Origin of the sequence: Synoicihabitans lomoniglobus (assembly GCF_029023725.1) — a bacterium.
Classification (GTDB): Bacteria; Verrucomicrobiota; Verrucomicrobiia; order Opitutales; family Opitutaceae; genus Actomonas; species Actomonas lomonigloba.
The window spans coordinates 5118237-5142936 of record NZ_CP119075.1; the positions used below are offsets into that span (position 1 = coordinate 5118237).

Genomic DNA, 24700 nt, shown 5'->3' on the forward strand with positions numbered 1-24700 from the left:
GGAACAAATGCAGCGGACGGTCAGCCAGAATGTTTGTAGGATGTGCTTCATGGGCAAAATGGGAGTTAGGGGGTTCGGACTGCACAACGGCTGCCAAGTTCATCCGATCTGGGGTTCGGTTGGGATTTTACCTTAATTTTCTGAAAATTAGGCTAATGCCCTAGGGTTTCCCGCCTAACCTGATTCATCAGTCAAATGAGGGGTTTCCCTTCCATGCGGAGCGCTTGCCGTGAGTCTCTCCGGCGCACAGGTTGGCGGCTCGCAGATGTTTGCCCTGTTACCTGGAGAATATTTTCCGCTGTGGATGCAACGGATGGCGGTGCATCAGGATTATGGATGGTTCGCGGTGCTTGTGTTGTGGAGTTGGGCCTTGGTCGTGTGGTGGCGACATCCCGATGCGCGATCCGTTTGGTCGTGGGTGCCCGCGGCGGCGCTGGCTTCGATCGCGGCGGCGGTGGTGCAGTTTCTCATCTACGATCCGACCTTTGATTGGTTTCAGGACCGTTTGGTGCCGGGCACGACGAATGTCTATGTGCCGGCGCTGATATCGGTCGAGTTGCTGGGCGATTTCCTCATTGCGACGATTTGGGCGACATGGGCGGCGTCGTGGTGGTGGTTTGGCGCGGAAAGGGCGGGACGGAAGTGGGGGCGTTGGTGGGGGTTGCCGTTGGCTGGTTTAGCCGCGGCGATGGAGTTTGGCTCGCCGGAGGTCGGAACGTGGTTGTTGGCAGCGGGGGTGCTGGCAGGGGCGGGGTGGCAGCACGGCGGTGCGGGCGGATCCCGGCGGTGGTTGTGGCTGGCGGCGTCGGTGCCTTTTTTATCCACGGTCGGACCGATTGCCTATTGGGACGGAGGATTGCAACGGGAGGCCGCTGCGACCGCGGTGGGGCTGCTGGCCGCGGTGTGGTCGGCGGGCGTGGGGTTGGCGGTATTGGGGATCTTGGCGAAAGCAGCGTTGGCGAACCGGCGGAACGAAGATCCGTCGCAAAGCGCCCGGGAGGGGCGGGTGTTTTTTGTGTTCGCGGGAGTTTGGTTGGTTTTGGGATTGGGCTATGCGCAACGCGTGGGGGCGGACAATCGTAATGAACTGCAGCAAAACCGGCTGCGTTCGGTTGCGGCGGAGGCGATGGTGTTTGATCCGCGTTTTCTGGAACCGTTGGTGGGCGAGGCCTGGCAGTGGGACTTTGCGAGCACGACGGCGGGTCGAGCCGAACCCCTGCAATGGCGGGCCGCGGTGCTCGGATCCGCGACGGCGCAGGATTTGCGTCGGCAGTTGGCGAGCATCGTGGAGGAGACACCGTTTTTGGATCGGGCGCGTATTCTGGTGCTCAAGGATCAGTGGTTGATCGAACTGGCTTCGAGCGAGTTGCCGCCGGACGTGGAGGAAGTGATGCTGGTGCGTCGGGCGACGGCGGAGGACGCACGCCGGTGGGCGCAACCCGTTCCTTACATCGAGCACAGTGCGGTGCCGGAGATGGGGGCGGAGTATTATTGTCGGGCGCCTTTGGTGGCGGCCGACGGCCGTATGCTCGGTTGGTTGGATTATGTGCGGCGGGAGTTTTTCCAGAGCTTGGAGCGCAAGTGGCGGGCGGGTCCGCTGTTGGTCGTGGCTCTGGGGTTGGTGGCCGGCGCGTTGATCGTTTCCCAGCGTCGCAGCTTGAGAGAGCGGGAGGCGGCGTGGCGGCGGGCGGCGGCCGAAACCGAATCCAACCGTCTCAAAACGGCGTTTTTGGCCAAGGTGAGCCATGAATTGCGCACGCCGTTGCAGTCGCTGTTGGGCTTCAGTGAATTGTTGGCGCGCGATGCCACCGATGAGACGGCACGTCGGCGGTTCGATCGCCTGCAGGAGCACGGCCAGTTGCTGTTACGGCTGGTGAACGACCTGCTCGATCTCAGTGCGATCGAGGCGGGGGGACTGCGGCTGATGCCGGCCCCGATCGAGCTGGGTCGGGTCGTCGAGCAAATGGTGGAGGGGTTGCAGCCCCGGGCGGCGGAGAAACGGTTGCAGCTGCGATGCGCGGTCGACCCGGCGTTGGCGGATCAATGGTTCAATGTGGATGAGATGCGCTTGCGGCAAATCGTGACCAACCTGGTGGGCAACGCGCTCAAGTTCACGCTGGAGGGAGCGGTCGCGGTGGAACTTGCGTGGGCTGAACGAGGTGAGGCGTCGCGGGTGCGGTTGACAGTGTCGGACACGGGGCCGGGCGTGCCGCCGGAGCAGCAGGCCACGCTTTTCGAGGCATTTTCCCGGTTGGACGAAGCTTCCACCCAAGAGGGCAGTGGATTGGGGTTGGCGATCGTGGCGGCGTTGGCGGGGGTGATGCAGGGTGAAGTTGCGGTGGAAAGCGACGGTAAGGCGGGCGCGAAATTCACCGTCACATTGGCGTTGGCTCCGGTGGCACCGCCCGCGTTTCGGCGGGGAAAGATTTCGCCCCCTCATGCCTCCCTCAAAGGTCGTCGCATCGTGGTGGCGGAGGACAATCCTTTGGTGCGTGAGCTCTTTGTTTCCGTCCTCGGTGATCTCGGCGCGGTGTGCGTCGAGGCGACGCGCGGCGATGAAGTGCTTCCGGTCGTTTTATCCGAACCCTGCGATGCGGTGGTGCTGGATCTGGCGCTGCCCGGCATGGATGGAATCGAAGTGGCGCGCCGTTTGCGGGCTCCCGGGGTTGCCCCGATGCCGCTGCGGATCGTGGGCGTGAGCGCTCATGCCGGTCCGGGTGATGTGCAACGTGCCCTCGATGCGGGCATGGATGAGTTTCTGGTGAAACCGGTGGCGCTGACCGCGTTGGCGAGTGCACTCGTGGGTGACGCGGAGCGCGTGAATCGACCAGATATGGTGGCGCGCCGCATCGCGATCGACCATCACCTGCAGCAACTGTTTCAAGCCGACGTTGCAGCCCAGCGGGCAGCTTTGGTTGCGGCTTTGACGGAGGGCGATGCCGTGGTCATCAAGCGGCGCGCCCATTACCTCGCGAACAGTGCTTCTGCGGTCGGGGATGAAGCCCTGCTCACCGCCAGTCGACGCTTGGAGCACGTGGCGAGTGGAGCCGAAGCACGTGAAGTGGGGCCGGAGGTGGTGGCCGCGCTCGACCGTTGGTTGGAGGATGGCGACCAGCCCTGACGGTGCGGTCGGCTCAGAGGGGATCGCTGTCCTGGGGGGACTGTCCTCGGGCGGCGGCCCACCGCGCGGCGTAGGCCGTCAGTTGGGCGGCATTGGCCAGTCCGAGACGCGACTTGATGTGCTCTTTGTGGGCGTCGATCGTTTTGGGGCTGACGCCGAGCGCCGCGGAAATTTCCCGCGTCGTGCGGCCCTGCCCAATCAGCGAGAACACCTGTAGTTCGCGGTCGGACAATTTGGAGGTGGGCATGGGGTTTTCCACCGGCTCGGTGCTACCCGGCCTGTCGCCGGCTTTTTGCAGTGCCTGCACGATGCTTTCCGTGCCGTCGACCTTGTGCACGTAGGCGGACGCGCCGGCGGCAATCGCGCGGGGAGCGTATTCTTCGGGGTTGAGCATGGAGAGCACCACGACCCGCATGGCCGGAGCGAGTTGTTTCAACTCGCGCACCAAGGTGAGACCATCCTCGTCGCCCAACATCAAATCCAGCACGGCGAAGTCGGGTTTCAATTCTGCGGTCAGTTTGCGAGCCTCACGCGCGTTGGTCGCCTCCCCGCAGACCTCGAAGTTCTCCACGTATTCCAACTGGGCGGCGACACCGGCCCTGATCAAGGGGTGGTCGTCGATCACGAGAATGCGTTTCAGGGGTGGAGACACGAGGGGGAATGCTCTTCGCCGCCTCGCTCGAACGCAAGCGAACTCGATCCTAGTAACATGTTCTTTACCCTTTGTTGGCAACGGCTTCCGGAATTCGATCGCGGGCCGCAAACCTTTCCCGTTTGACCCGCACCGCCTGCCCTCTAGGCAAAACCGTTCTCACCGATGAACCGCGTCTATATCAAGACCTACGGCTGCCAGATGAATGAGCGCGACAGCGAAGCCGTCGCGGCGATGCTGCGTGGTCGCGGCTACCGGATCGTCAGCGCGGAGGACGACTGCGACATCATGCTGCTCAATACCTGCAGCGTGCGCGATGCCGCGGAGCAAAAAGCCCTCGGTAAAGCTGCCTATGTGACGCATCGCAAAAAGAAGGATCCCGACTTCGTGTTGGGTATTCTCGGCTGCATGGCGCAGAACCGCGGGGCCTCGATTCTCGAGCAGTTGCCCGATGTGGATCTCATCATCGGCACGCAAAAATTTCACCAGGTGCCCGACTACCTCGACAACTTGCGCGCCGCCCGCGACGCCGGGCTGCCGATCGGTTCGTCCATTGTCGACATCGACGAAGAAGCCGGTTCGCAAAACACCATTCGCGAGCATCTCGAGACTGAGGAGAAGCAGGTCAGTGCCTTTGTTTCGATTCAGCAGGGCTGCAACATGTCGTGCCACTTCTGCATCGTCCCCAAAACCCGGGGCGATGAGCGGTCGCGCCCGATGGATGAGATCGTGGCGGAGTGCCGCACGTTGGCGGCACGGGGCGTGAAGGAAATCACCCTGCTGGGCCAGATCGTGACGAGCTACGGCCGCCGGGACTACGTGCACACCGACGGCGTTTCTCCCTTCGTGCAATTGATCGAAAAGGTGCACGCCATCGAGGGCATCGAGCGCATCCGTTTCACCTCTCCGCATCCGCGTGGTTTCAAACAGGACCTCGTCGACGCCTACGGCCGCCTGCCCAAGTTGTGCGAATACGTCCACCTGCCCATGCAAAGCGGCAGCGACACCATCCTGCGGGCGATGAACCGGCCGTATTCAAGTGCTCGTTACAAGGAAATCGTGGACTCCCTGCGGGCGGTGCGTCCCGACATGTATTTCTCGACCGACGTGATCGTCGGGTTTCCGGGCGAAACGGAGGAGGATTTCCAGCAGACCAAGGCGTTGTTCGAGGCCTGCAATTTCGACATGGCCTACATCTTCAAATACTCGATTCGCACCGGCACGGTGGCGGAGGAGTTGGAGGATCAGCTGCCCGACGCCGTGAAGGAGCGCCGCAACCAGGAGCTCCTCGATGTGCTGCGCGCCAATTCCGCGCGGCGGAACCAATCGCTCGTCGGCACGACCATGGAAGTGTTGATCGAAGGCCCGGACAAAACCGGCCAGCACTTCACCGGCCGCACGCGGGGCAATCGCGTTGTGATCGTCGATGCCGACCCCCGCCTGGTCGGCGAGTTGGTGCCGGTGAGTATCAGCCGCGCGACCATCAGCACCCTGTATGGTGAACTCGTGTTGGAGGGGGTCGGGGCGTAGACAATCGTTCTCGTTCTCTCAATCGTTCTCTTAATCGTTCTCGTTCTCCCTTCCGACTTGATGAGCTCACAATTTGATCACGAAAAGCTCCGAGCTTACCAGCAAGCACTCGAGTTTGTCGGTTTTGTCGGCCCTGTGTTGGACGGTCTCGCGGGTAAGATTGCCGCTAAAGATCAACTGGATCGGGCGTCCACCAGCGTGGTTTTGAATTTGGCGGAAGGAAACGGTAAGCGATCCCATCCGGACCGGTGCCGGTTCTTCGATATTGCGCGGGGTTCAGCGGTAGAATGTGCCGCATGCTTGGATGTGCTGGTGGTTCGCGGCCGGATTGAGGCAGCCACTGCCGATGAAGGCAAAACGATGTTGCTTGGTGTGGTCTCGATGCTGGCGGGGCTCATCGCCAGATTTGGTGGCCGTGCCGAAAACGTGGTCAACGAGGAACAGGCGGACTATGGGGTGGAAGACTTGGTCGAGAACGAGAACGATTAAGAGAACGAGAACGATTCCTATAGCCCGACCCTCATTATGTCCCTCACCCTTGCCACCCTCATCACCGGTCTGTTGCTGCTCGCTTTGGGCGTGCTGTTTCTGGTGCCCTCGCCGGCGGTGGTCACATCGCTGAAGCGCTTTCCCCGATCACGCACGTTGGCCTACGTCCTCTTTGGCGTGGGGGCGGCGTGGTTTCTCTTTCGCGTCTGGCATTTGTCGGCGGCCGATTTCGGACAATACCGGAAGCAGCTGGCCGTGTTCTTCGCGTTGGTGGCGATCGGGGCGTTTGTGTGGGTGCCGGACTTTTTGGCCGTGCGGGGCGCTTGTGTGCTCGTGTTGTTGGGCGCGTCCAACCTGCTCGATGCGGGTTACATGAATTGGCAGTTCGGTGAACTCACCGACGGGGGCCGCATCTATCTTTACAAGGTCGCGGTGTTTGCCGCGGCGGGCGTGGCCATTTATCTCGGCGCGTCGCCGTTTCGGGCGCGTGATTTTCTCGACTGGTTGTATCGGCGTCCGGGTCGGTCGCGCTGGGTGGGACTCATTTTGGCGAGCTATGGGCTCGTCGTGAGCGTGGTGAGCTTTACTTACTGAGCGCGATGAGTAGCGCGTCCGCGACTGAAGCTTCCGCCCCCGTGCTCCTGGTGCTCGCCGGTCCGGCGGGCTCGGGCAAGACCACGTTGTGCGAACGCATGGTCGCCGAGGTGGCCGGCTTCTCCCGGGTCGTCACCACGACGACGCGCGAGCCGCGGCCGGGCGAAGTGAATGGCGTGGATTATCACTTCTTTTCGGCGGAGGAGTTTGATCAACGGTTGGCCGAGAACGCGTTTCTCGAATGGGCGTGGGTGCATCGCAAAAATCGCTACGGCACGCTGGCGTCCTCGGTGCTCGACCCGCTCGCGGCCGGCCGGAGTCTGATCATCAATGTTGATGTGCAGGGCGTGGAAAATTTTCGGCGAGCCGCCGCCGCGAACCCGCTCCTCGCGCGGCACATGGGCACCGTCTATATCGACGTGCCGATCGAGGAATTGCAGGAGCGACTCGTGGGTCGGGGGGAGTCGGAGACTGAGATCGAACGCCGCATGATCACGGCCCGACAGGAACAACAGGAACGCGCCAAGTTTGACTATGTGATCACGAGCTCGACGAAAGCGGCCGATTTCGACGCGTTGTTGGAGATCTGGCGGGAGCAGCAGGAGCGGGTTTCAGCCGTCGGCTGAAGTCAGGGCGCAACTCACAAGCAGCAGAGCGAGATTCGCCCGCCGGTGCGTTCGCGCGTTGCGCGGACCTGGTCAATGCGCCAAGGTGACGGCGTGAAACCCCTTTCGTTGGCCGTAGTATTCGCGGCAAGTGTCGCTTTGATTTCTCCGCTCCACGCCACCAATCGCGCGCCTGCCGTTTCCCCGCCGGGCGGACTGACCGTTGCCGAGGTCCCGCAGTTTGTGATGCTGGGCTTCGACGATAATCCCGATGTTGCTCCCATGCGCTGGATCGTTGATTTCATGGCGGATCAGCGTAACCCGGTCGGACAGGGTCGGGCAGCGACATTCGACGGTGCGCCTGCGCGGGTCGCGTTTTACTCCAACGGGATCTACTTTGCGGATACGCCGGGATTGCCGGAAATTCACGTCCGGGCCTTTGCGGAGGGGCATGAAATCGGCAACCACACGCAGCATCATCATCATGGCGGAACGTTTACGGAAGCGCAGTGGCGCGAGGAGATGGAGCTTTGCCGCGAAGTCCTGGCCGGGGCGGGCATTCCCCGGGCGGCAATGATCGGTTTTCGCACGCCGTTTCTCGAATACAACGCCGCGACCTTCGCCGCGCTGGCCGCGACGGGATTCACCTATGACAGCACGATCGAGGAGGGCGACCCACCCGACCAGGACGGCACCAACTTCCTGTGGCCCTACACCCTCGACACCGGCAGTCCCGGCAATGCCTTGCATGTAGCCAGCGAATATCGGGAGCAAATCGCCCCGCAGCCCGGTGTGTGGGAAATCCCGCTCCACGTTTTCATGCTGCCAGCCGACGCCGATTGCGCGCGCTACGGCGTGAAATCAGGTCTCCGCCAGCGCGCTCACGACAACATCCTCCGCGACGCCGGTTGGGAGTGGTCGATGGAGGCGGGGAAAATCACCGGCCTCGATTGGAACGTGCTGGAGATGGCTCACCTCGATGGTCCGGACTTTTTGGCCATTCTCAAATACACCCTCGATCTGCGCCTCGCGGGCAACCGCGCGCCATTCATGGTGGGGGGGCACACCGCGCTTTACCCGACCGACAAACCCGATCGCCGGGCGGCCATCGAAGCGTTCGTTACCTACGCGCTGAGCAAGCCTGAAGTGCGTCTCGTCACCCCGACGCAAGTGCTGGCATGGTTGCGGAAGCCCGTGGCCCTCGCGCATTGATTCGACGAAAAGTGCGGATGTCCTTGCGGACCCGTTGAAGGGGTATTCGGATTCGTCTCCCCATTTTTAGAATCGTTAACTGCCCGCGCCTGAGCGGGTGAACCATTCCCCCATGTCTCGTTCTGCTTCCACTGCTCCCGCCATTCGTCCTGTCGCCAAGCTCATGGCCGCCAACCGCTCGGAGATCGCGGTTCGCATCTTCCGAGCCGGCACCGAACTCGACCTGCGCACGGTCGCGGTATTTGCGGAGGAGGATCGATTTTCGATTCACCGTTACAAGGCCGACGAGTCTTACCAGGTGGGTGTGGGCAAAGGTCCGGTCGCAGCCTACCTTGATATCGAGAGCATCATCGGCATCGCGAAAGAAAAGGGCGTCGACGCCATCCATCCGGGTTACGGTTTTCTCTCCGAAAACGCCGCCTTCGCCCGCGCTTGCGGCGAGGCCGGCATCGTGTGGGTCGGCCCCAATCCCGATCTGCTCGAAATGATGGGCGACAAGACCGCCGCCCGCGCGCTCGCCCAACGCATCAACGTTCCCGTGCTGCCCGGCACGGAGGAGCCCGTGACCGATCGCAAGGAGGCCATGAAGGTCGCGAAGCAGATTGGCTTCCCGCTCATCATCAAAGCGGCGTTTGGCGGCGGCGGTCGCGGCATGCGCATCGTCAAAAAGGCCGACGACCTCGAGTCGCTCCTCGACGAAGCCCAGGGCGAGGCCGAGCGCGCCTTTGGCAACGCCGCCGTGTTTTTGGAAAAATACATCCAAAACGCGAAGCACATTGAGGTGCAGATCCTCGGCGACCAGCACGGCAACGTCATTCACCTGCACGAGCGCGACTGCTCCGTGCAACGCCGCCATCAGAAGGTCATCGAAGTCGCACCCAGCTTTGGCCTGCCGCCCGAGGTCGTGACCGACCTTTGCGAATCCGCCGCCCGCATGGCCGGCGAGATCGGCTACGACAATGCCGGCACGGTGGAGTTTCTCTACGATCTCGATCGCCACGAATGGTTCTTCATTGAAATGAACCCTCGTATCCAGGTTGAGCATACCGTGACCGAGGTCATCACCGGCCTGGACCTCGTGCGCGCGCAAATTCTCATCGCCCAGGGGCACGCCCTCAACTCGCCCGAAGTCGGCATGCCCGCTCAGGCCGATGTGCCGCGCAACGGCTTTGCCCTGCAATGTCGCATCACGACCGAGGATCCGGAGAACAAGTTTGTGCCCGACTACGGCCGTCTCACGGCCTACCGCTCGCCGGGTGGTTTCGGCGTGCGACTCGACGGCGCGATGGGCTTTACCGGCGCGATCATCACGCCGTTCTACGACTCCATGTTGGTGAAGGTCATTGCCAGCGGACAGAACTATGAACTCGCCCTGCATCGCATGGGTCGCGTGTTGAGTGAGTTCCGCATTCGCGGGGTGAAAACTAATATTCCGTTTCTCGAAAACGTGGTGGCGCACCCGACCTTCCGCACCGGGCAGGCGACCACCACGCTCATCGACACGACGCCCGAGCTTTTCCGTTTCAAACAACGGCGCGACCGGGCCACGAAGCTGCTCAACTTCATCGGCGACGTCGTCGTCAACGGGAACCCCCACGCCAAGGGCTACAAACCGGCCGCACCGCTGTTACCCGTGCCGTCCCCGGCCTACGACCACAACGTCGAGCCGCCCGCCGGTTCACGGCAGAAACTGCTCGAGCTCGGGGCCCAGGGATTCGCGGATTGGACCCGCAAGCAAAAGCGTCTCCTGATTACGGATACGACGTTCCGCGACGCCCACCAGTCGCTCATGGCGACGCGCGTGCGCAGCTACGACATGCTGGCCTGCGCGGCGGCATTGGCTCGCGAAGCCCCGCAATTGTTCTCCCTCGAAATGTGGGGCGGGGCGACCTTCGACACCGCCATGCGTTTCCTGTCGGAAGATCCGTGGGAGCGTCTGCGTCAGCTTCGCGCCAAGGTGCCGAACATCTGTTTCCAGATGCTGTTCCGCGGCGCCAACGCCGTCGGTTACACCAATTACCCGGACCACGTGGTGCACGGGTTCGTGCGTCATGCGGCGGCAAACGGCATGGATATCTTCCGCATCTTCGACTCGCTCAACTACCTGCCGAATCTGCGCGTCGCGATGGAGGCCGTGCAGGACACCCATGCGATCTGCGAAGGCACCTTGTGCTACACCGGCGACATCCTCGATCCGAAGCGCGACAAGTTTGATCTCAAGTATTACGTCAGCCTCGCTCAGGAGCTGGAGCGCATGGGCGCGCACATGATCGCCATCAAAGACATGGCCGGTCTCTGCCGGCCCTACGCCGCGGAAAAACTCGTCAAGGTGCTGCGCAGCGAAGTCGGCGTGCCGATCCATTTCCACACCCACGACACCAGCGGCATCAACGCTGGCTCCATCTTGCGCGCCGCCGATGCCGGCGTCGACGTGGTCGATCTCGCCCTCGCGTCCATGAGCGGCAGCACGTCGCAGCCCAACCTCAATTCCATCGTTGCCGCCCTCCAAGGCACCCGCCGCGACACCACCCTTGATCGCGAAAAGCTCGATCGCTTTTCCGACTATTGGGAGAATGTGCGGCCGTATTACGCGCCGTTCGACACCGCACCTAAAAGTGGTTCGGCCGAGGTCTATTTGCACGAAATGCCGGGTGGCCAATACACCAATCTCAAGGCGCAGGCGGAGTCCATGGGCGTGTCGCACCGCTGGCCCGAAATTGCCCGCACCTATGCGGAAGTGAACCAACTCTTCGGTGACATCGTCAAAGTTACGCCGTCCTCCAAGGTCGTCGGTGACATGGCGCTCTTCCTCTTCTCGCGCGGCATCAAGCCCGCCGACGTGGTCAACCTCGAAGCCGGCGCCACGCCGTTCCCCGAAAGTGTGATCGACATGTTGTCCGGTGGACTCGGCTGGCCCGACGGAGGCTTCCCGGCGGATGTCACCCTGGCCGTGCTCGGCGCCGAGAAAGCCAAAGCCGCCCGCGCCCTCTACACCGCGGCCAAACGCCGCGGACTCAAGGCGCCCAAGGTTGCCAAGAAGAAACGCGAGCAACAGATGGCCGACGGCATTGCGGCGATTCGCGCGGAGCTCGCCACCAAACTCAAACACGAGCCGAGCGACGACGAGCTCTACTCTCACCTCATGTATCCGTCGGTCCACGACGCGTTCCTCAAGCAGCAAAAGCAGTTCGGCGACGTGAGTGTGCTGCCGACCCCGACGTTCTTCTACGGTCTCCAGCCGGGTGAGGAAATCTCGGTCGAGATTGAAGAAGGCAAGGTGCTCATCATCAGCCTCGTGAGCGTCGGCGAGCCCGACCAGGACGGTCGCCGCATGGTCAACTACGAGCTCAACGGCATGGCCCGCGACGCGGTCATCATCGACAAGAGCGTGCAGCCCAAAACCAAAGCCAAACCCAAGGCCGACCTCGCCGATCCCAATCAAGTCGCCGCACCGATCCCAGGCCTCGTGGCCGCGCTCTCCACCTCGATGGGCGCCAAGGTGAAGAAAGGCGAAAAGCTCCTGCTCATGGAAGCCATGAAGATGCAGACCACGGTTTACTCGCCGTGCGACGGCGTCGTCAGCGAGCTCAACATCGCCGTCGGCGACACCGTCGAAGCCAAGGACCTCCTCGTCCGCATCAAACCCGCCTAAGGGTAGGGCGCGCTCGCCGAGCGCGCTGCTTCAACAGCGAAAGTATGGATGGTTGTAGCCGCCCAGGTCACTGACCTCGGGCACAACGGTGTGAATGGTAGGCCGACTAGGTCTATGCTTGAGCTACGGTCATGCCAATGCTGCGAGCCTCAGGCTCAGCTGAGCCGGTGCTTCCAGTAGTCTGGGTCGCGGCTCAGTGGCATGATTGCCAGAATCCAGACGCGATCGGGTTCATCGAGATAGACCACTCCATACGGAAACACCCGTGCCAGATTGCGTCTGGCGGGCGGATCTTAGAGGCGAAAGCGATGAGGGGCCTTGGCGACCTCGGCGACCACCCGCTCAATTTCATTGTAGAACTGTCCACCTAAACCGGCCCCCTGACGCGCATAGTATAAGGCTGATGCGGCATATTCCGCATCAGCTTCGGGGTGGAAGACGACCGGTTTCAACGTCCGACGATATTACGAATTTTTGCGGCGGTCTCATCGGACGGAATACCGTCAACCTTCCCGGTGCGGATGTCGTTGATGCGACGGTGAACGGTGGATGACCATGCCTGTTCATCGGCGGTGTTTTGGCCACCGTGAGATTCCAACAAGACGCGATCCACGAGGTCAGCCACCGCATCTTGAGGCAGGGCACGAATCTCTTCAACGATCTGATCCACGGTCATGCTCATATTGTTCATGTTGGTGGTTTCTTACCCGGCCGCAAGTTCGCGCTGTGCTCGTAGGGAGCATGATCCGTTCGGAGCTGTCCCTTGCGTCTACTCACCCATACCGGCTTTTAGTTGGGTGAAGAAATCTCGGTCGAGATCGAAGAAGGCAAGGTGCTCATTATCAGTCTCGTCAGCGTCGGTGAACCCGACCAGGACGGCCGTCGTATGGTCAACTACGAGCTCAACGGCATGGCCCGCGACGCGGTCATTATCGATAAGAGCGTGCAGCCCAAGACCAAGGCCAAACCCAAGGCCGGCCTCGCCGACCCGAACCAAGTGGCCGCACCGATCCCAGGCCTCGTGGCCGCGCTCTCCACCTCGATGGGCGCGAAGGTCAAAAAAGGCGAAAAGCTCCTGCTCATGGAAGCGATGAAGATGCAGACCACGGTTTACTCGCCGTGCGACGGCGTCGTCAGCGACCTCAACATCGCCGTCGGCGACACCGTCGAAGCCAAAGACCTCCTCGTGCGCATCAAACCCACTTAAAGGTAGGGCGCGCTCGCCGAGCGCGCCGTTTCGAGTCCAAAGCATGAGTGGCTCTCGTGCCGCCGGGTCGTTGCCACATCAGCCCGATGGTGTGAATTGTAGGTCAGGTCGTTTTTGTGCGCGTTTTGAGCGCGAAAATGACGCGTGATCCCAATGGAGCAACGCTGGGGCCTCGCAACCAACCTCCCGCATCCATCTCGCGCGATCAGGTGGCAGCTGGGCGTCGACCAAGAATTTCTGACTCCGGAACCCCGGCGGCCACGAGATCAAGCACATCCTTCACACGAATACGCATCCCGCGAATACAGGGCCTGCCCCCGCATTGATTGGGATTAAAGGTGATACGCTCCCGAAGGGTCATGCGTCGAAAGGTTCATGACGATTTTTCTAATCGCAAGATTCCTGTGTAGACGCTTGTAAGTGCTGGGACGCAGTTCCTGAGTCTGCCGCGATCTTTTGTGGGTGCTTACACTGACTTGCCGGATTCTCATCCACTTTTCCCGGCTGCTTGCGGATTGCCTCTATCGATCGAAGCGGACTTAACAGCGAATGCCCCGCGCCGGAGGAGAAGCAGATAAACTCGGTAATCGTTTTGAAAGGATCTGGACGGTTGACTGCCTGCTCAACGTCCTAACGGGTGAAGCCAAGGGCATCACAATCGAGTCACTCGACCCCGAGCGTGGGGTCGAGTTCGTGGTATCAATGAACGATGGTGGACGGGAGTATCACTCCGTTAAGCGTCAGACCACGAAGAATGTCTGGTCGCTGAGTGAACTCACGGCGCAGAAGGCTAAAGGTCGTTCTACCCTGGGCGATCTCGTGGATAAAGTTCTAGTAGACGAGTCACACCGAGCGGTGTTTGTATCAAAAACCACGGCCAACGAATTAGACGATTTGTGGGATTTAGCCGACCGTTCGCCTGATTCCCAGACTTTTGACCGGCGGTTAGACGCGCAACCACGTCTGAAAGATGTTTGCCGAAAATACCTCACGCCGCTGGTCGGAGATATTCCCACCGCGTGGCAGGTGCTCCGGAGATTTCGCGTGGTTGGTTCGACGGAGTTGGAGCTGATCCGCCGAGTGGATCAGAACATTAGCCAAAGTCTCTATCGTCCCGACGGAAACACGGTTGATGCGGAGTCGGTTCGTATCGCGCTTGGTGAAGCAATCGATGGCTGGCTTGGGGCCTGGATTTCGACCGAGATGGTTCGGGACCATCTCGCAGAACGTGGTTGGCGCGAAAGGGACTGGCAGCGGGATACCACCCTGCCTGAGCGTGTCGCGAATCGAAATCGATCTTACATTGAGACAGTGGAATCAGAGCTCATCCACGGTGCAGCGATTGCTCGCAAGGAGGCGAACGAAGCCATCGACCGATTGTCCGATGGATGCCAGCAAGTGTTTCTCATCGGTGCGGCCGGGTTGGGTAAAAGCTGCACCTTAGCTCAAGTCGCTCACGGGCTGCATGCGAAATCGATTCCCTACCTCACTCTGCGGCTTGATATACAGACAACGGTTTTGACGTCGGAAGGGTTGGGTAGGGAGTTGGGATTCCCCATGTCGCCAGCCGTGGTTTTGGCGGGACTGGCTCACGGTCAACGCAGTGTTCTGATGATCGATCAATTGGATGCGCTCAGTCTGGTCTCTGGGCGGAATCAGCATCTCTGGGAGGTATTCGAGGAGCTCTTACGTGAAAGCCAACGGTATCCGAAAATGAGCGTTCTGCTTGCTTGTCGCGAGTTTGATGCAGCTAACGATCATCGCTTGAAACGGCTGCTTTCCGACGACACACGCTGTCATAAAATTAACTTGAAACCGCTTCTTCCTAGTCAAGTGAAGGAGGCAGTGGAACGTGCAGGAGTCGACCCAGTCCGGTTGAGCAGTCACGACATGGTTCTATTGCAGACGCCGCAGAATCTTAGCTTATTTTTGCAAGGCGGGCCGCAAAACCATGGTGAGGTGCGCAACGTCCAAACGCTCCTCAAACACTACTGGAACTACAAACAGCAACGTTTGGGTCCTAACGTGCGGTGGCTTGAGGTGGTTAAGACGCTCGCGAATTGGCTCAGCGATCACCAAACATTGAGCGCACCCGTCGAGGTGCTCGACGGGTTCAGAGCCGACGTGCAGGCGATGGCGTCCGAGCATGTGCTCGTGACCGATGATCGGTCCTGTCGCTTCTTTCATGAATCGGTTTTCGACTATGTTTTTGCCCGAACATACGTCGCGCAGGGAGGAACTGCTGCTAAGCTTTTGTTGGGTGATGAGCAGCACCTTTTCCGTCGTGCGCAGGTTCGACAAATTCTGACTTACAATCGTGACCGCTCGGTTGAGGATTATCTTACCGACTTGCAGGTATTACTCAGTGATTTCGACATTCGACCGCACCTTAAGAAGGTCGTCGTTGATTGGCTTCGGGATCTGCCGGCCCCGACCCTACGTGAGTGGCGGATCGTGCAGGCATTGGCCAACGAGGCACCCGTATCGGAGTGGTGGCGAACCATCCCGAACGGCAGTGTCGGTTGGTTCGATTTACTCATAGCCGACGGCACGTGGTTGAAGTGGTTGCGGGATGAAGACGGCGATACGATTCAGCGAACCATTTGGCTGCTTGGACAAGATGCGATCATGCGCCACCGGTCAGAAAAAGTGGTGGAGCTGATCGAGCCATTTCTCGATGGATCACCTGTTTGGCTAGATCGGTTTCGCACGCTGATCAGTTTTTGCGAACCACACCATAGCCGACGCATGTTCGAACTTTTTTTGCGCAGTTTGCGTGAAGGTTGGCTTGATGACGCTGGCGAGCATTGGTGGCACCATTTGCACGACTTTCCTGATGAAGCACCCGCTGAGGCAGTCGAACTGTTGGTGACTTATATTGAATGCCAGTTTGTTCGTCGACCGACAGGCGACCCATTTCCTAGCAAGACCAAGGAGCTACGTTTTCCAGTCGACTATTGCTCTCGGCTCGCGGTCTCTGCCCCGGAAGCATTTGTGGCGCAGGTCCTGCCACTTGTCGGAGCAGAGATTGGAAAACGTCCCGTATCCAAAGATCGGAGTCGCGATACGATTTGGCACTACACGTCGTTGGGAAGGAGGCGTGACTTCGGCGAATCGTTATTGGATGGCCTCGGTGCAGCTGCAGAGAACTTGGCGACCAATGCGCCTGATCGTTTCCGTGCTTTGACTGCTGGCATGATGTCGCAGATTAGTCACTCTCTCGGCTTGATCTTGCTGCGAGGTTGGACAGCGAATCCTTCAGCATTGGCGGATGATTGCGCACGATATTTGGGTATGCACCGGTCGCGGATGAAGATCGGTTACGATATTACGAGCGCGAGTGGTGGATATGGTCCAGATATTCTAAGTCGGCGAGCAATCAACGCCGTGAGCCCGCACTGCACGCCTGCGGTATACTCTCAATTGGAGTCCGCGATCCTCGGTTTCCGAAAAACCTCCGAAAGCCCTCAAGATAGCGGTTACGCGCAACTTTTTCTACTACGAGAACTACCCGTGGATCGCTTGAGTCCAGCAGTTCGCAAGCGACTCGATGAACTATACCGGAAGTTTCCAGATGTGCCTTCAACTAGATCGAAGCCACCTGCGGCGCTGGGAATGCAACGAGTGACTTCGCCCATCCCTCCTGAAGCGATGCCGAAGATGAGTGCCAAAAGTTGGGTCTCGGCGATGCGGAGTTATAGCAATGATCGGCCCATCATGCACCGTGGCCGAGTGCGCGGCAGCATGCATGAATTGGGTAGCGCTCTTAAACGTGAAGCCCAGCGGGATCGACCGCGATACGCGCACCTGATGCTTGAGCTACCCGATGATATCAATCCGGTCTATTTCGATGATATCCTTTATGGACTTGTCGCGGAGGAGAGGGACAGAAACTCGGAGAAAGAAGGTTGCCCGCCGCTCGGTATTGAGGAGCTGACAGCGGCGATAGAGAGAGTCCATACGTTGCCCGGTCGTCCGTGCGCGCGTTCGATCTGCCACGTTATCGGCGGGTCGGCTGAGCGAAAGCTGCCCGATGGGTTGTTGTCGATCTTAGCAGACTACGCGATCAATGATTCCAATCCGAGCAAGGAAGACTGGTTGCCTCCAAACGATACGAAAGGTGTGCCTATGTGGGGAGGTGATCCGTTGTCGTCCGGAATGAATTCAGGACGTGGCTCGGCGGCGTGGGCTATAGGCAGTATGCTGTTCGAAAGGCCTGAAACTTGGCCACAGTTAGAGAACGTGGTCCGAGCATTGTTGGTTGATCCGTCGATCGCGGTGAGGTCCTGTGTGGTGCGATGTCTCGTCGCCTTGTTGAACATAGATCGAGAGCTTGCGGTGGATATGTTTTTACAACTGGTCGATGGTGCCGAACCAGTTCTCGGGACGGGAGAGGTGGACAACTTCATTCACCATGGAATTTATCCACATTACCCAAAGCTTCGTCCTTTGCTCCTGCGGATGTTGAACTTCGATGACGAAAAGGCACGGCAAACAGCCGCTCGGCAGATAGCGGTGGCCTCTTTGGACGAGACTTACGGCACGGATGATCTGGCCCAAGCAATGGCTGCCGGCTCAGATTGCCGGGCAGCGTGCGCGGGCGTTTACGCATTCAATCTCAGCAACGCTTCGGTCCGTGATATTTGTCGGGAGAAGTTGAAAATATTCTTCGATGATCCTGAAAAAACGGTGCGCGACGAAGCAGGGAACTGTTTCCGTCGTTTGGATGGAGACATAATGGTGGGGGAAAAGGAACTCATCAGCGCGTTCATCAATAGTCCGGCTTTTGCGGATGATCCTGACGGCCTCATGTTCGCGCTTGATCAAGCGAACGCCCTGATTCCAGACGTCGTATGTTCGATCCCGGAAAGGTTGATTGAGTTGCAAGACACTGTAACCGATGGCGAATCCGACCGTCGGAGCTGTTATCATTTACCGGAGCTGGTGCTCCGTCTCTACCGACAGTCTGCCGACGCCACGGTGAAACTGCGTTGTTTGAACGCCATCGACCGGATGCTTGCGCGTGGCATCGGAGGCATGGACGCGGAACTGGGAAAGCTGGAACGCTAGATCCGGGACGGCTAATCGTTGATCACGCCGCACTACATTTCTTGGAATTTGGCGGTATCGCGTAAGTTCTAGGTTTCGCGATGAACTCCGCTTTGCCCCGACGACGACAGGCTACTCCGTGGTGGTGGAGTGGTCCCAGCGGTTGGTCTTCAGTCGGACCCAGGCCTTTTCCAGGTGATCGGGTTTCAGGAGGTGTTTCTTGCGGTCGTTCCAGTCGTGCACTGCGGTGATGGCCTTTTGCGCGGACTCGCGGGCACCAGACTCGTGCTGCATTACCCAATGCACCGAACTGAGCAGCTCCATGCCGTAAGGGTCTTCGTAACCTTCGATCAGTTGAGCGACGGCCTCCATGCGAGTCTTGGTCTCGCTGCGGTCAGCGAGAAAGGCATCGGCTGCTTCCACGGCACCGGGCAACAGCTCCAGGGGTAAACGTGGATTGTCGGTTCCTTCGCCAAAGCCTCGCGTGAGGTGCCCTTCCATGCGCACCAGACCATGGCGAAGATCTTTGGCGTAGGGGCCGTAGCGGTTGGCGGTGAAAGGCAGTCGGGGCATGGGTTCCCCGGCGGCCTTCAAGAAATACATGAGCTTGTGCACCTCCAACAGGCTGACGAAGGGATCGAGCAGGCCCTTCAAGTAGCGGTCCATCAAGGCGACCAGCGCGGCCTGTCCGATGGTCATTTTAGGGCGCTTGGTGCGGATGGGCATGGCGGCCGCTTCCGGTGCTCCGGTCGGGGCGAAAAGCTGAACGTGCACGTCGGGTAGGTCGGCAAACGTGGCTTCAATCAGCGGGCGCACTTGGTTCCAATCCAAGCCCCCATTGCCGCAGCCGAGCGGAGGCACGGCGATCGATCGAATGCTCAACGCAGACACCTTGGCTTTCAGGTCAAGTAACCCGCTTTCGACATCGGCCAAGCGGCTGCGCGACCGCCAGTGACCCTTGGTCGGGAAATTGATGATCCAACGCGGTCCGCCGATCAGCCCCCCCAGATCATGCACGTGCATCTCGCCCAGTCGAACCTCTCCCGCCGCGCAGGCTTTTTGGTAGGCGCGGTTCATTTCGGGGTAAGCCTGCTTGAACTGCAACGCGATGCCCTTGCCCATGACACCCTCGGTATTGACGGTGTTGACGAGCGCTTCGGCCTCGGCGGCGAGCAGGTTTCCTTGGGCGGGTTTGATCATGGGTTACGCGTAATACCAATCGCGTTCGACGCGAATGGTGGGCCGGTGTTCGATATCAGCCAAAAGCTCCGTCACTTGGCCGGCAATCGCCGAATTATAGCAACCAATCTGATGGAAGGCAGACCACGGCACGAAGTCGGCCACCAACAGCTCGGCTGACTTTTGGTGGCCCCGCCCGGACCACGAAATCGCTTGGATGGCTTCCCAATCCAGCATGTTCACGGCCATGAGTTGATCGTCGAATGTGGTGTGAAATGCGCCCGCGTTGCCGCTGCTCACAGCCCATCGCTGGTCAAGGTCGATCATACGTTGGAGCGTGCTGACCAAGTGAACAATCGAACGCTGGCAACCGGCAGGCCGGTTGGGCACGTTGCCCTTGTTAATGGTGAACAGCATCGGCGAACGTGGACAGAAATAGAAGGGCACGAACTCGCCGACGAAACGCTCGTCGCAGCATGGGACATGAATCTCCCGGAGGCGCCGAAGTTTGATGTGATCGTAGCCAATGACGATGTTGGGGTCATGCTGCTCCATTGCGGCGTCCGAGATGAGGCGACCGTCGTTCAGAATGCTCGGCAGATTGGCCACATCGGTGATGTGGTAGACCAACGTCGACTCAGCATCGGTGAACATGAGCACGGTTTACACGATTCCTCGAATGCGGGCAAGTGACTCGATTGCCGACGGGGCGTCCCCGAGATCGCTGCGGCACGCCGGGAGCGTAGCGATCGGCGGGTGCGATATGGGTTGAAACTTGGCGTGGTTGGTCGCGCGGCGATACTGATGAAGTGAGTATGCGCTTGTCCTGTCTTCTATTGCTGTGGGGATTGATCACCCAGCCGACCCTGGCGGAAAGTCAGGAGCACCGCGTTTACGAGCCTCAGGAATTGGATGTGATGCCTGTGCCCCGGGTGCATACCAAGCCGGTTTATCCCTTCGAACTGCGTCGGGCGAATGTCACGGGGAAGGCGCTCATCGCTTTCGTGGTGGGCCCGGACGGAACGGTCACGAGCACTGAAATCGTGGAAGCGTCAGAACCTGAATTTGGCGAAGCGGCGGCTACAGCGATTTCCTCATGGCGGTTCCGTCCGGGGAAACTCAAGGGCGAGGCGGTGAGCACGGCGATGCGGGTGCCGATGGTTTTTAATATTGTGGAAGATCCCCCGGCGGAGGTCGCACCGTATGTGGATCGGCCGGTGTCCGGGCCGGTGGTGAACCTGTCCGACGTGCAAGTTCAGCCGAAGCCGGTTTTCCAAGCCAAACCTACCTACCCCCGGGAGCTGCGCGTGCAGGGCATCACTGACCGGGTGGTGGTGGGCATGGTCATCGATCGCGACGGTTACCCCTGCCGGGTGCAGGCGTTGCGAGCTGAGCACTATGCGTTTGGAGAGGCGGCGGTGGCGGCCGTGCGCCAATGGCGATTTAGTCCGGGTGAAAATGGCGGCAGCGCGGTGAATGTCGCGATGCAGGTCGTGATCGTGTTCAACATCACGGATTGAGCTGACGACTTAGTCGTTGATCACGCGGCGCCATGTTTTCCGGAACTCGGTGGTGTCGCGACGGATCTTGATTTCGCGGTAGGGGACCATGAGCCAGATATAGACGCCTTCGGCAAAGAGGCCGAGGGCGGTGGCGCCGACCAGCCACGGTCCGAACGGTTGCTCCAGCAACGTGGCCAGGGCTTTGGCCATGCCGCCGGCTTTTTCAGCATCGGCGGTAACACCGGCGCGCCAGAGAAACCAAGCGACGAGGATGACGACGATCGTCCTCGCGACGAATCCGGCGCGGGCCGCTGTCTTCACCAATTGGTTTTTGCCCATTTCTTTCTCGTTGTCCTCAAACATGTCCATGAAGCGGCCACGGATCAGCCGCACGACTTGTGACACCGCGACGCCCGCCACGATCGTCGCGGCGAAAATCACCAGCCAGCGACCGGCGGGCATGGTCAGCAGTTGCTGGGTCCACGATTGCACGGCCTCGTCGCCGTCCTGTCCGCCGCCGCCCCAACCGAGACCCAGCGAAAGGGTTTTCCAAGCAATCGTGAAATGCAGCAATGCACTCAAGCCTGCCAGTGCCCGCACGCCCCAACCCATCCAATCCGTGCTGATTTGCTCGGGATCCCACGCGCTTTGCACCGCTTTCCAAAGACCGAAACTCAGGAGACCGATGGCCAGAATCACCAATAGGATGGAGCCGAACGCTTGCTGGGAAACTTCCTCCAAGGTGCCTCGCATGTCTTCCGCCTTGGTGGTGTAGCCGATCGCCAAGGTCATCGCCAACAGTCCGACCAATGCATGCACGGTGCCCTTGGCGCCAAAGCCAATGCGAGCGATGATTGATATCCAAGGTTTAATGTTTTCCATAGCTGGGTGGGGGGCGGAATCGAGTGACTGCGCTGGGGTAGACCCATAATTCACGCGGCGGTGCCTGAGGCGCGATAGTAGGTAGAAATGAGAGAAAACGGGGGCGTTGGCGATGTTGCACTATGCAATATGCACCCCGTGCAATTTGCCTCGTTATGCGTAACGCATCCGCGCGGCCGGCTGATGTAGGTCGAACATTTATCGTCGTGTGGTAGTTAGTAAATTCATGATGTATAGATACTAGCGGTATTTTATCTCAGCGGTGCACACCGCGGCGCTTTCGTTTGGCATGGGGATTGCGAATCGCAATTCAATGTTTGTCCCGCCCCTCTATCAGGCTGTCCCGAGCTCCCTCTCGACAAGTTGTTGTCGCGGGGGGCGGTGTCCTCGGGCTATCCGCGCGCTCCACCGGGGCCGACCTTCATTCTGATGCCATCGGTGCTTTCAACCAAGGCCGGTCATCGGCTGGTTTCGCTCGCTACTTTCGTATTGGTGGTGGCGGTCCTGCATTGGGGGCGCGAGGTGATCCTGCCGCTGGCGTTGGCCGGGTTGATCGTGTTTTTGCTGACGCCGTTGGTCGTGCGTTTTCATCGGTTCGGAATGCCCAAGGCGTTGGCGATCATCTCGGCGGTGCTGATCGCCTTTTCGGTGTTGGCAACGGTCGGCGGTTTCGTCGTTTGGCAATTGGCGGACCTCGTGGCGGAGTTGCCCAAATACGAACGCAACATTCACGAGAAAGTAGTGACGCTGCGCGAGGTGAGAGGACCACGGGCCTGGCAACGCACGATGGAAATGGTTCAGGAATATTCTTCTGAACTGCAGGGAGTAGACGCCGGTCGGTCACGATCGACCGCCAGTTCTGATGGGCCTCAACCCGTGCCGGTCGAGGTGCATACCCGGAAGCCGTCCTCATTCAACGTGCTCCGCAGTTTGGCGTCTCCGCTAATCGGGGTATTGGCGACGGCGGGTATCGTGGTCGTCTTCGTGGTGGCGATGTTGTTTCAGCGCGAGGATCTTCGCGATCGCTTTATCCAGGTGGTGAGTGCCGGTCGGATAAATCTCACCACGCAGGCGCTCGACGATGCCGCGCGCCGGGTGTCGCGATACCTTTTCCTGCAACTTTTGGTGAATGCCACCTATGGTATTCCGATCGGGATCGGACTCTACTTCATTGGTATTCCCAACGCCATGTTGTGGGGATTGCTGGCGACGTTGCTGCGCTTCATTCCCTTCCTCGGGCCCTGGATCGCCGCGCTGTTTCCGGTGGTGTTGGCGGTGGCGGTTGACGCGGGATTCAGCAAACTCATCGCGACGTTGCTCCTCTTCCTGGTGATGGAGCTGCTGAGCAACAACGTCATCGAGATAATGGTTTATCGCTCCGGAACCGGAATATCGAATTTAGCGCTCCTGGTGGCGGCGGTCTTTTGGACGTGGTTGTGGGGGCCCGTGGGTCTGTTTCTTTCCACGCCGCTCACCGCTTGCATTCTCGTGTTGGGCAAACACGTGCCGAGCCTCCGGTTGCTGAGCACGCTGCTCGGCAGCGAACCGGTGTTGAAGCCGGCCGCGCAGTTTTATCAGCGCATGCTTTCCATGGACAGTGATGAGATGGACGATCGGGCGGCCGACTACATTGCCCAGCATTCGTTGTTGGAGTTCTTTCGAGACGTATTGGCTCCGGCACTACTATTGGCGGAGGAAGATCGGCATCGCGGTGCCTTGGCCGAGGTGCGGCAACGGTTTATTCTGCGGTCCGTGCGGGAACTGATTGCGGATCTTGAGCACCGGCGGATCGGGAATGGAGACGCTGCGGCCGATAGCGTGAAGTGGCCGGTATCGGCCCGGATTCTGATTGTTCCGGCGGGGGACGATGCGGATGAATTGGTGGCGTTGATGTTTGCGGTGTTGCTGCGCCATCGGGGCTTTGAGGCTGAAGTGACCGCGGTTTCACACTCGCGGGATGAGCTGAGCCGTCAGTTGGAGGAATTTCGACCTGAGCTGGTGTTGGTTTCCGCATTGCCTCCTCATGCCGCGAGTCAGGCGGCGCGCACCTGTCGGTTTCTCGCTTCGTTGTTGGATTCGACGCCGATTGTGGCGGGGGTGTGGCTCAAGTCGGCGGCGCACGAACTTTTGCGGGAACGCATGGAAGGACACGAATTGGCGGCGATCGTCTCCCGGCTGGATGAGGCCCTCGAAGAAATACGGCGACAGGTGGAGCGGCAGCGCACGGCCTCGCCGTTCACCGCTCCGGCCCATGAACGCAGTAGTGATGTCGCGCCACTTTCCCTTTTGGAAATCGAGCCTGCGGCTTGGGTCGACGTTGTCACGCGCGACCTTGCCGGCGTGTTCGAGGTGCCACTTTCGCTCGTGGCGATCATCGACTTGAAAGCCAGCTTTTGGCCGGAAGAGGTCACGGCTGACATCGCTAAGGTGCCGGAGGGAGACATTTACTCGCCGCTATCACCGCGTTTTCAGCTGGAGCCGGGGGAGGATCTCCTGGTGGTCGAAGATCTTGCGAGTAGCGCGGCGTTCAACACGCGAAACTTTACCAGCGAACGAGGTATTAAGTTTTACGTGGGCGTGGTGCTGCGCACCTCGCGCGGTGAAAGTGTTGGCGCGATTTGCATCGTCGATACCAAGAAGCGTTCGATCACCGAAGTGGAACGTCTGACACTCGTCAGCCGCGCGCGCGAACTAGCGGACGCGGCTGATCGACTCAAAGCACGTGATCATGTCACTGATCCCGAATCTTCATGATTCAGGCCGATTGGGGTGGCCGGTCGCCACCATCGTCGTTGGCGGTCTTACGGTGTGTCCCCGCAAGCTTCGCCATTAGTTGCGAGGTGTCCGACCCTTGAAACGCTCGACGAGAAACAGGACGCCGGCGATCACGGCCAACAGACCGACGATCCAAGTCGGCAGACTGATTCCCACCAAAATATTGAGGCCGAAGACGAGAAGGAAAATTGCGAGGAAGAGATGTGCCATGAGGTTGGGGGGGGCGGAGGTTGAGTGATTCAGTGATGAGA

At 59.9% G+C, this 24700-nt stretch carries 17 protein-coding genes and 1 pseudogene; 11 read left to right on the forward strand and 7 right to left on the reverse strand.

The features are described from left to right. Positions 1-229: 229 nt before the first annotated feature. Complete coding sequence (locus PXH66_RS19690; protein WP_330930795.1) at positions 230-3121, forward strand: hybrid sensor histidine kinase/response regulator; 2892 nt, start codon at positions 230-232, stop codon at positions 3119-3121. 13 nt (positions 3122-3134) lie between these two features. On the opposite strand, the gene PXH66_RS19695 is transcribed toward PXH66_RS19690, so the two are convergent. Next, on the reverse strand, positions 3135-3773 hold the full coding sequence (locus tag PXH66_RS19695) for a response regulator transcription factor (protein WP_330930794.1): 639 nt from the start codon (positions 3771-3773) through the stop codon (positions 3135-3137). A 165-nt stretch (positions 3774-3938) separates the two neighbouring features. Here PXH66_RS19695 and miaB point away from each other — a divergent pair, with 165 nt between their 5' ends. The 6 genes from miaB (at position 3939) to PXH66_RS19725 (ending at position 11855) form a co-directional block, all read left to right on the forward strand. After that, positions 3939-5303 (forward strand): tRNA (N6-isopentenyl adenosine(37)-C2)-methylthiotransferase MiaB, encoded by a 1365-nt coding sequence (gene miaB / locus PXH66_RS19700; RefSeq protein ID WP_330930793.1) that lies wholly within the window; start codon positions 3939-3941, stop codon positions 5301-5303. A gap of 60 nt (positions 5304-5363) precedes the next feature. Continuing rightward, positions 5364-5792 (forward strand): four helix bundle protein, encoded by a 429-nt coding sequence (locus tag PXH66_RS19705; protein ID WP_330930792.1) that lies wholly within the window; start codon positions 5364-5366, stop codon positions 5790-5792. A gap of 36 nt (positions 5793-5828) precedes the next feature. Further along, the gene (locus PXH66_RS19710) at positions 5829-6386 is read left to right on the forward strand and encodes a hypothetical protein (RefSeq protein ID WP_330930791.1); all 558 of its coding nucleotides are present in this window, start codon (positions 5829-5831) and stop codon (positions 6384-6386) included. 5 nt (positions 6387-6391) lie between these two features. After that, the gene (locus tag PXH66_RS19715) at positions 6392-7012 is read left to right on the forward strand and encodes a guanylate kinase (RefSeq protein WP_330930790.1); all 621 of its coding nucleotides are present in this window, start codon (positions 6392-6394) and stop codon (positions 7010-7012) included. A gap of 93 nt (positions 7013-7105) precedes the next feature. Then, a complete protein-coding gene (locus PXH66_RS19720) occupies positions 7106-8203 on the forward strand; it encodes a polysaccharide deacetylase family protein (RefSeq protein ID WP_330930789.1) in 1098 nt (365 codons plus the stop codon). A 112-nt stretch (positions 8204-8315) separates the two neighbouring features. Beyond that, positions 8316-11855, forward strand: a complete 3540-nt coding sequence (locus PXH66_RS19725; RefSeq protein ID WP_330930788.1) for a pyruvate carboxylase — start codon at positions 8316-8318, stop codon at positions 11853-11855. Positions 11856-12303: 448 nt separating this feature from the next. Here the strand turns inward: PXH66_RS19725 and PXH66_RS19730 are convergent, their stop codons facing one another. After that, entirely contained in the window at positions 12304-12546 is a 243-nt protein-coding gene (locus tag PXH66_RS19730) for an addiction module antitoxin RelB (RefSeq protein WP_330930787.1), read from the reverse strand. A 102-nt stretch (positions 12547-12648) separates the two neighbouring features. On the opposite strand from PXH66_RS19730, the gene PXH66_RS19735 reads away from it, so the two are divergent. Continuing rightward, positions 12649-13062 carry a biotin/lipoyl-containing protein gene (locus PXH66_RS19735; RefSeq protein WP_330930786.1) on the forward strand — a complete coding sequence of 138 codons (414 nt, stop codon included), beginning with the start codon at positions 12649-12651 and terminating at the stop codon, positions 13060-13062. A gap of 217 nt (positions 13063-13279) precedes the next feature. Here PXH66_RS19735 and PXH66_RS19740 read toward each other — a convergent pair. After that, positions 13280-13423: pseudogene (locus PXH66_RS19740) on the reverse strand (DUF433 domain-containing protein); the annotation flags it as partial. Between the two features lie 188 nt (positions 13424-13611). Between PXH66_RS19740 and PXH66_RS19745 the strand changes: the two are divergent. Beyond that, positions 13612-18132 carry an NACHT domain-containing protein gene (locus tag PXH66_RS19745; RefSeq protein WP_330930784.1) on the forward strand — a complete coding sequence of 1507 codons (4521 nt, stop codon included), beginning with the start codon at positions 13612-13614 and terminating at the stop codon, positions 18130-18132. A 111-nt stretch (positions 18133-18243) separates the two neighbouring features. On the opposite strand, the gene darG is transcribed toward PXH66_RS19745, so the two are convergent. Together darG and darT are read right to left on the reverse strand one after the other, a co-directional pair. Continuing rightward, positions 18244-19311: a type II toxin-antitoxin system antitoxin DNA ADP-ribosyl glycohydrolase DarG gene (darG, locus tag PXH66_RS19750; RefSeq protein ID WP_330930783.1), complete on the reverse strand. Its 1068-nt coding sequence runs from the start codon at positions 19309-19311 to the stop codon at positions 18244-18246. 3 nt (positions 19312-19314) lie between these two features. Continuing rightward, positions 19315-19944 carry a type II toxin-antitoxin system toxin DNA ADP-ribosyl transferase DarT gene (gene darT, locus PXH66_RS19755; protein ID WP_330930782.1) on the reverse strand — a complete coding sequence of 210 codons (630 nt, stop codon included), beginning with the start codon at positions 19942-19944 and terminating at the stop codon, positions 19315-19317. A gap of 167 nt (positions 19945-20111) precedes the next feature. On the opposite strand from darT, the gene PXH66_RS19760 reads away from it, so the two are divergent. Further along, positions 20112-20810 (forward strand): energy transducer TonB, encoded by a 699-nt coding sequence (locus PXH66_RS19760; protein ID WP_330930781.1) that lies wholly within the window; start codon positions 20112-20114, stop codon positions 20808-20810. A 9-nt stretch (positions 20811-20819) separates the two neighbouring features. Here PXH66_RS19760 and PXH66_RS19765 read toward each other — a convergent pair whose 3' ends face one another. Beyond that, positions 20820-21674: a DUF1206 domain-containing protein gene (locus tag PXH66_RS19765; protein WP_330930780.1), complete on the reverse strand. Its 855-nt coding sequence runs from the start codon at positions 21672-21674 to the stop codon at positions 20820-20822. A 429-nt stretch (positions 21675-22103) separates the two neighbouring features. Here PXH66_RS19765 and PXH66_RS19770 point away from each other — a divergent pair, with 429 nt between their 5' ends. Next, complete coding sequence (locus PXH66_RS19770; protein ID WP_330930779.1) at positions 22104-24428, forward strand: AI-2E family transporter; 2325 nt, start codon at positions 22104-22106, stop codon at positions 24426-24428. A 75-nt stretch (positions 24429-24503) separates the two neighbouring features. On the opposite strand, the gene PXH66_RS19775 is transcribed toward PXH66_RS19770, so the two are convergent. Further along, positions 24504-24659 carry a hypothetical protein gene (locus tag PXH66_RS19775; RefSeq protein ID WP_330930778.1) on the reverse strand — a complete coding sequence of 52 codons (156 nt, stop codon included), beginning with the start codon at positions 24657-24659 and terminating at the stop codon, positions 24504-24506. Positions 24660-24700 lie beyond the last annotated feature (41 nt).

Bases quoted from the DNA above. Each gene is read 5' to 3' on its own strand.
- darG (WP_330930783.1), bottom strand. From the start codon at position 19,311: ATGATCAAACCCGCCCAAGGAAACCTGCTCGCCGCCGAGGCCGAAGCG.
- PXH66_RS19710 (WP_330930791.1), top strand. From the start codon at position 5,829: ATGTCCCTCACCCTTGCCACCCTCATCACCGGTCTGTTGCTGCTCGCT.
- PXH66_RS19775 (WP_330930778.1), bottom strand. From the start codon at position 24,659: ATGGCACATCTCTTCCTCGCAATTTTCCTTCTCGTCTTCGGCCTCAAT.
- PXH66_RS19745 (WP_330930784.1), top strand. From the start codon at position 13,612: ATGCCCCGCGCCGGAGGAGAAGCAGATAAACTCGGTAATCGTTTTGAA.
- PXH66_RS19765 (WP_330930780.1), bottom strand. From the start codon at position 21,674: ATGGAAAACATTAAACCTTGGATATCAATCATCGCTCGCATTGGCTTT.
- PXH66_RS19705 (WP_330930792.1), top strand. From the start codon at position 5,364: ATGAGCTCACAATTTGATCACGAAAAGCTCCGAGCTTACCAGCAAGCA.
- PXH66_RS19725 (WP_330930788.1), top strand. From the start codon at position 8,316: ATGTCTCGTTCTGCTTCCACTGCTCCCGCCATTCGTCCTGTCGCCAAG.
- PXH66_RS19730 (WP_330930787.1), bottom strand. From the start codon at position 12,546: ATGAACAATATGAGCATGACCGTGGATCAGATCGTTGAAGAGATTCGT.
- darT (WP_330930782.1), bottom strand. From the start codon at position 19,944: ATGTTCACCGATGCTGAGTCGACGTTGGTCTACCACATCACCGATGTG.
- miaB (WP_330930793.1), top strand. From the start codon at position 3,939: ATGAACCGCGTCTATATCAAGACCTACGGCTGCCAGATGAATGAGCGC.
- PXH66_RS19715 (WP_330930790.1), top strand. From the start codon at position 6,392: ATGAGTAGCGCGTCCGCGACTGAAGCTTCCGCCCCCGTGCTCCTGGTG.
- PXH66_RS19770 (WP_330930779.1), top strand. From the start codon at position 22,104: ATGCCATCGGTGCTTTCAACCAAGGCCGGTCATCGGCTGGTTTCGCTC.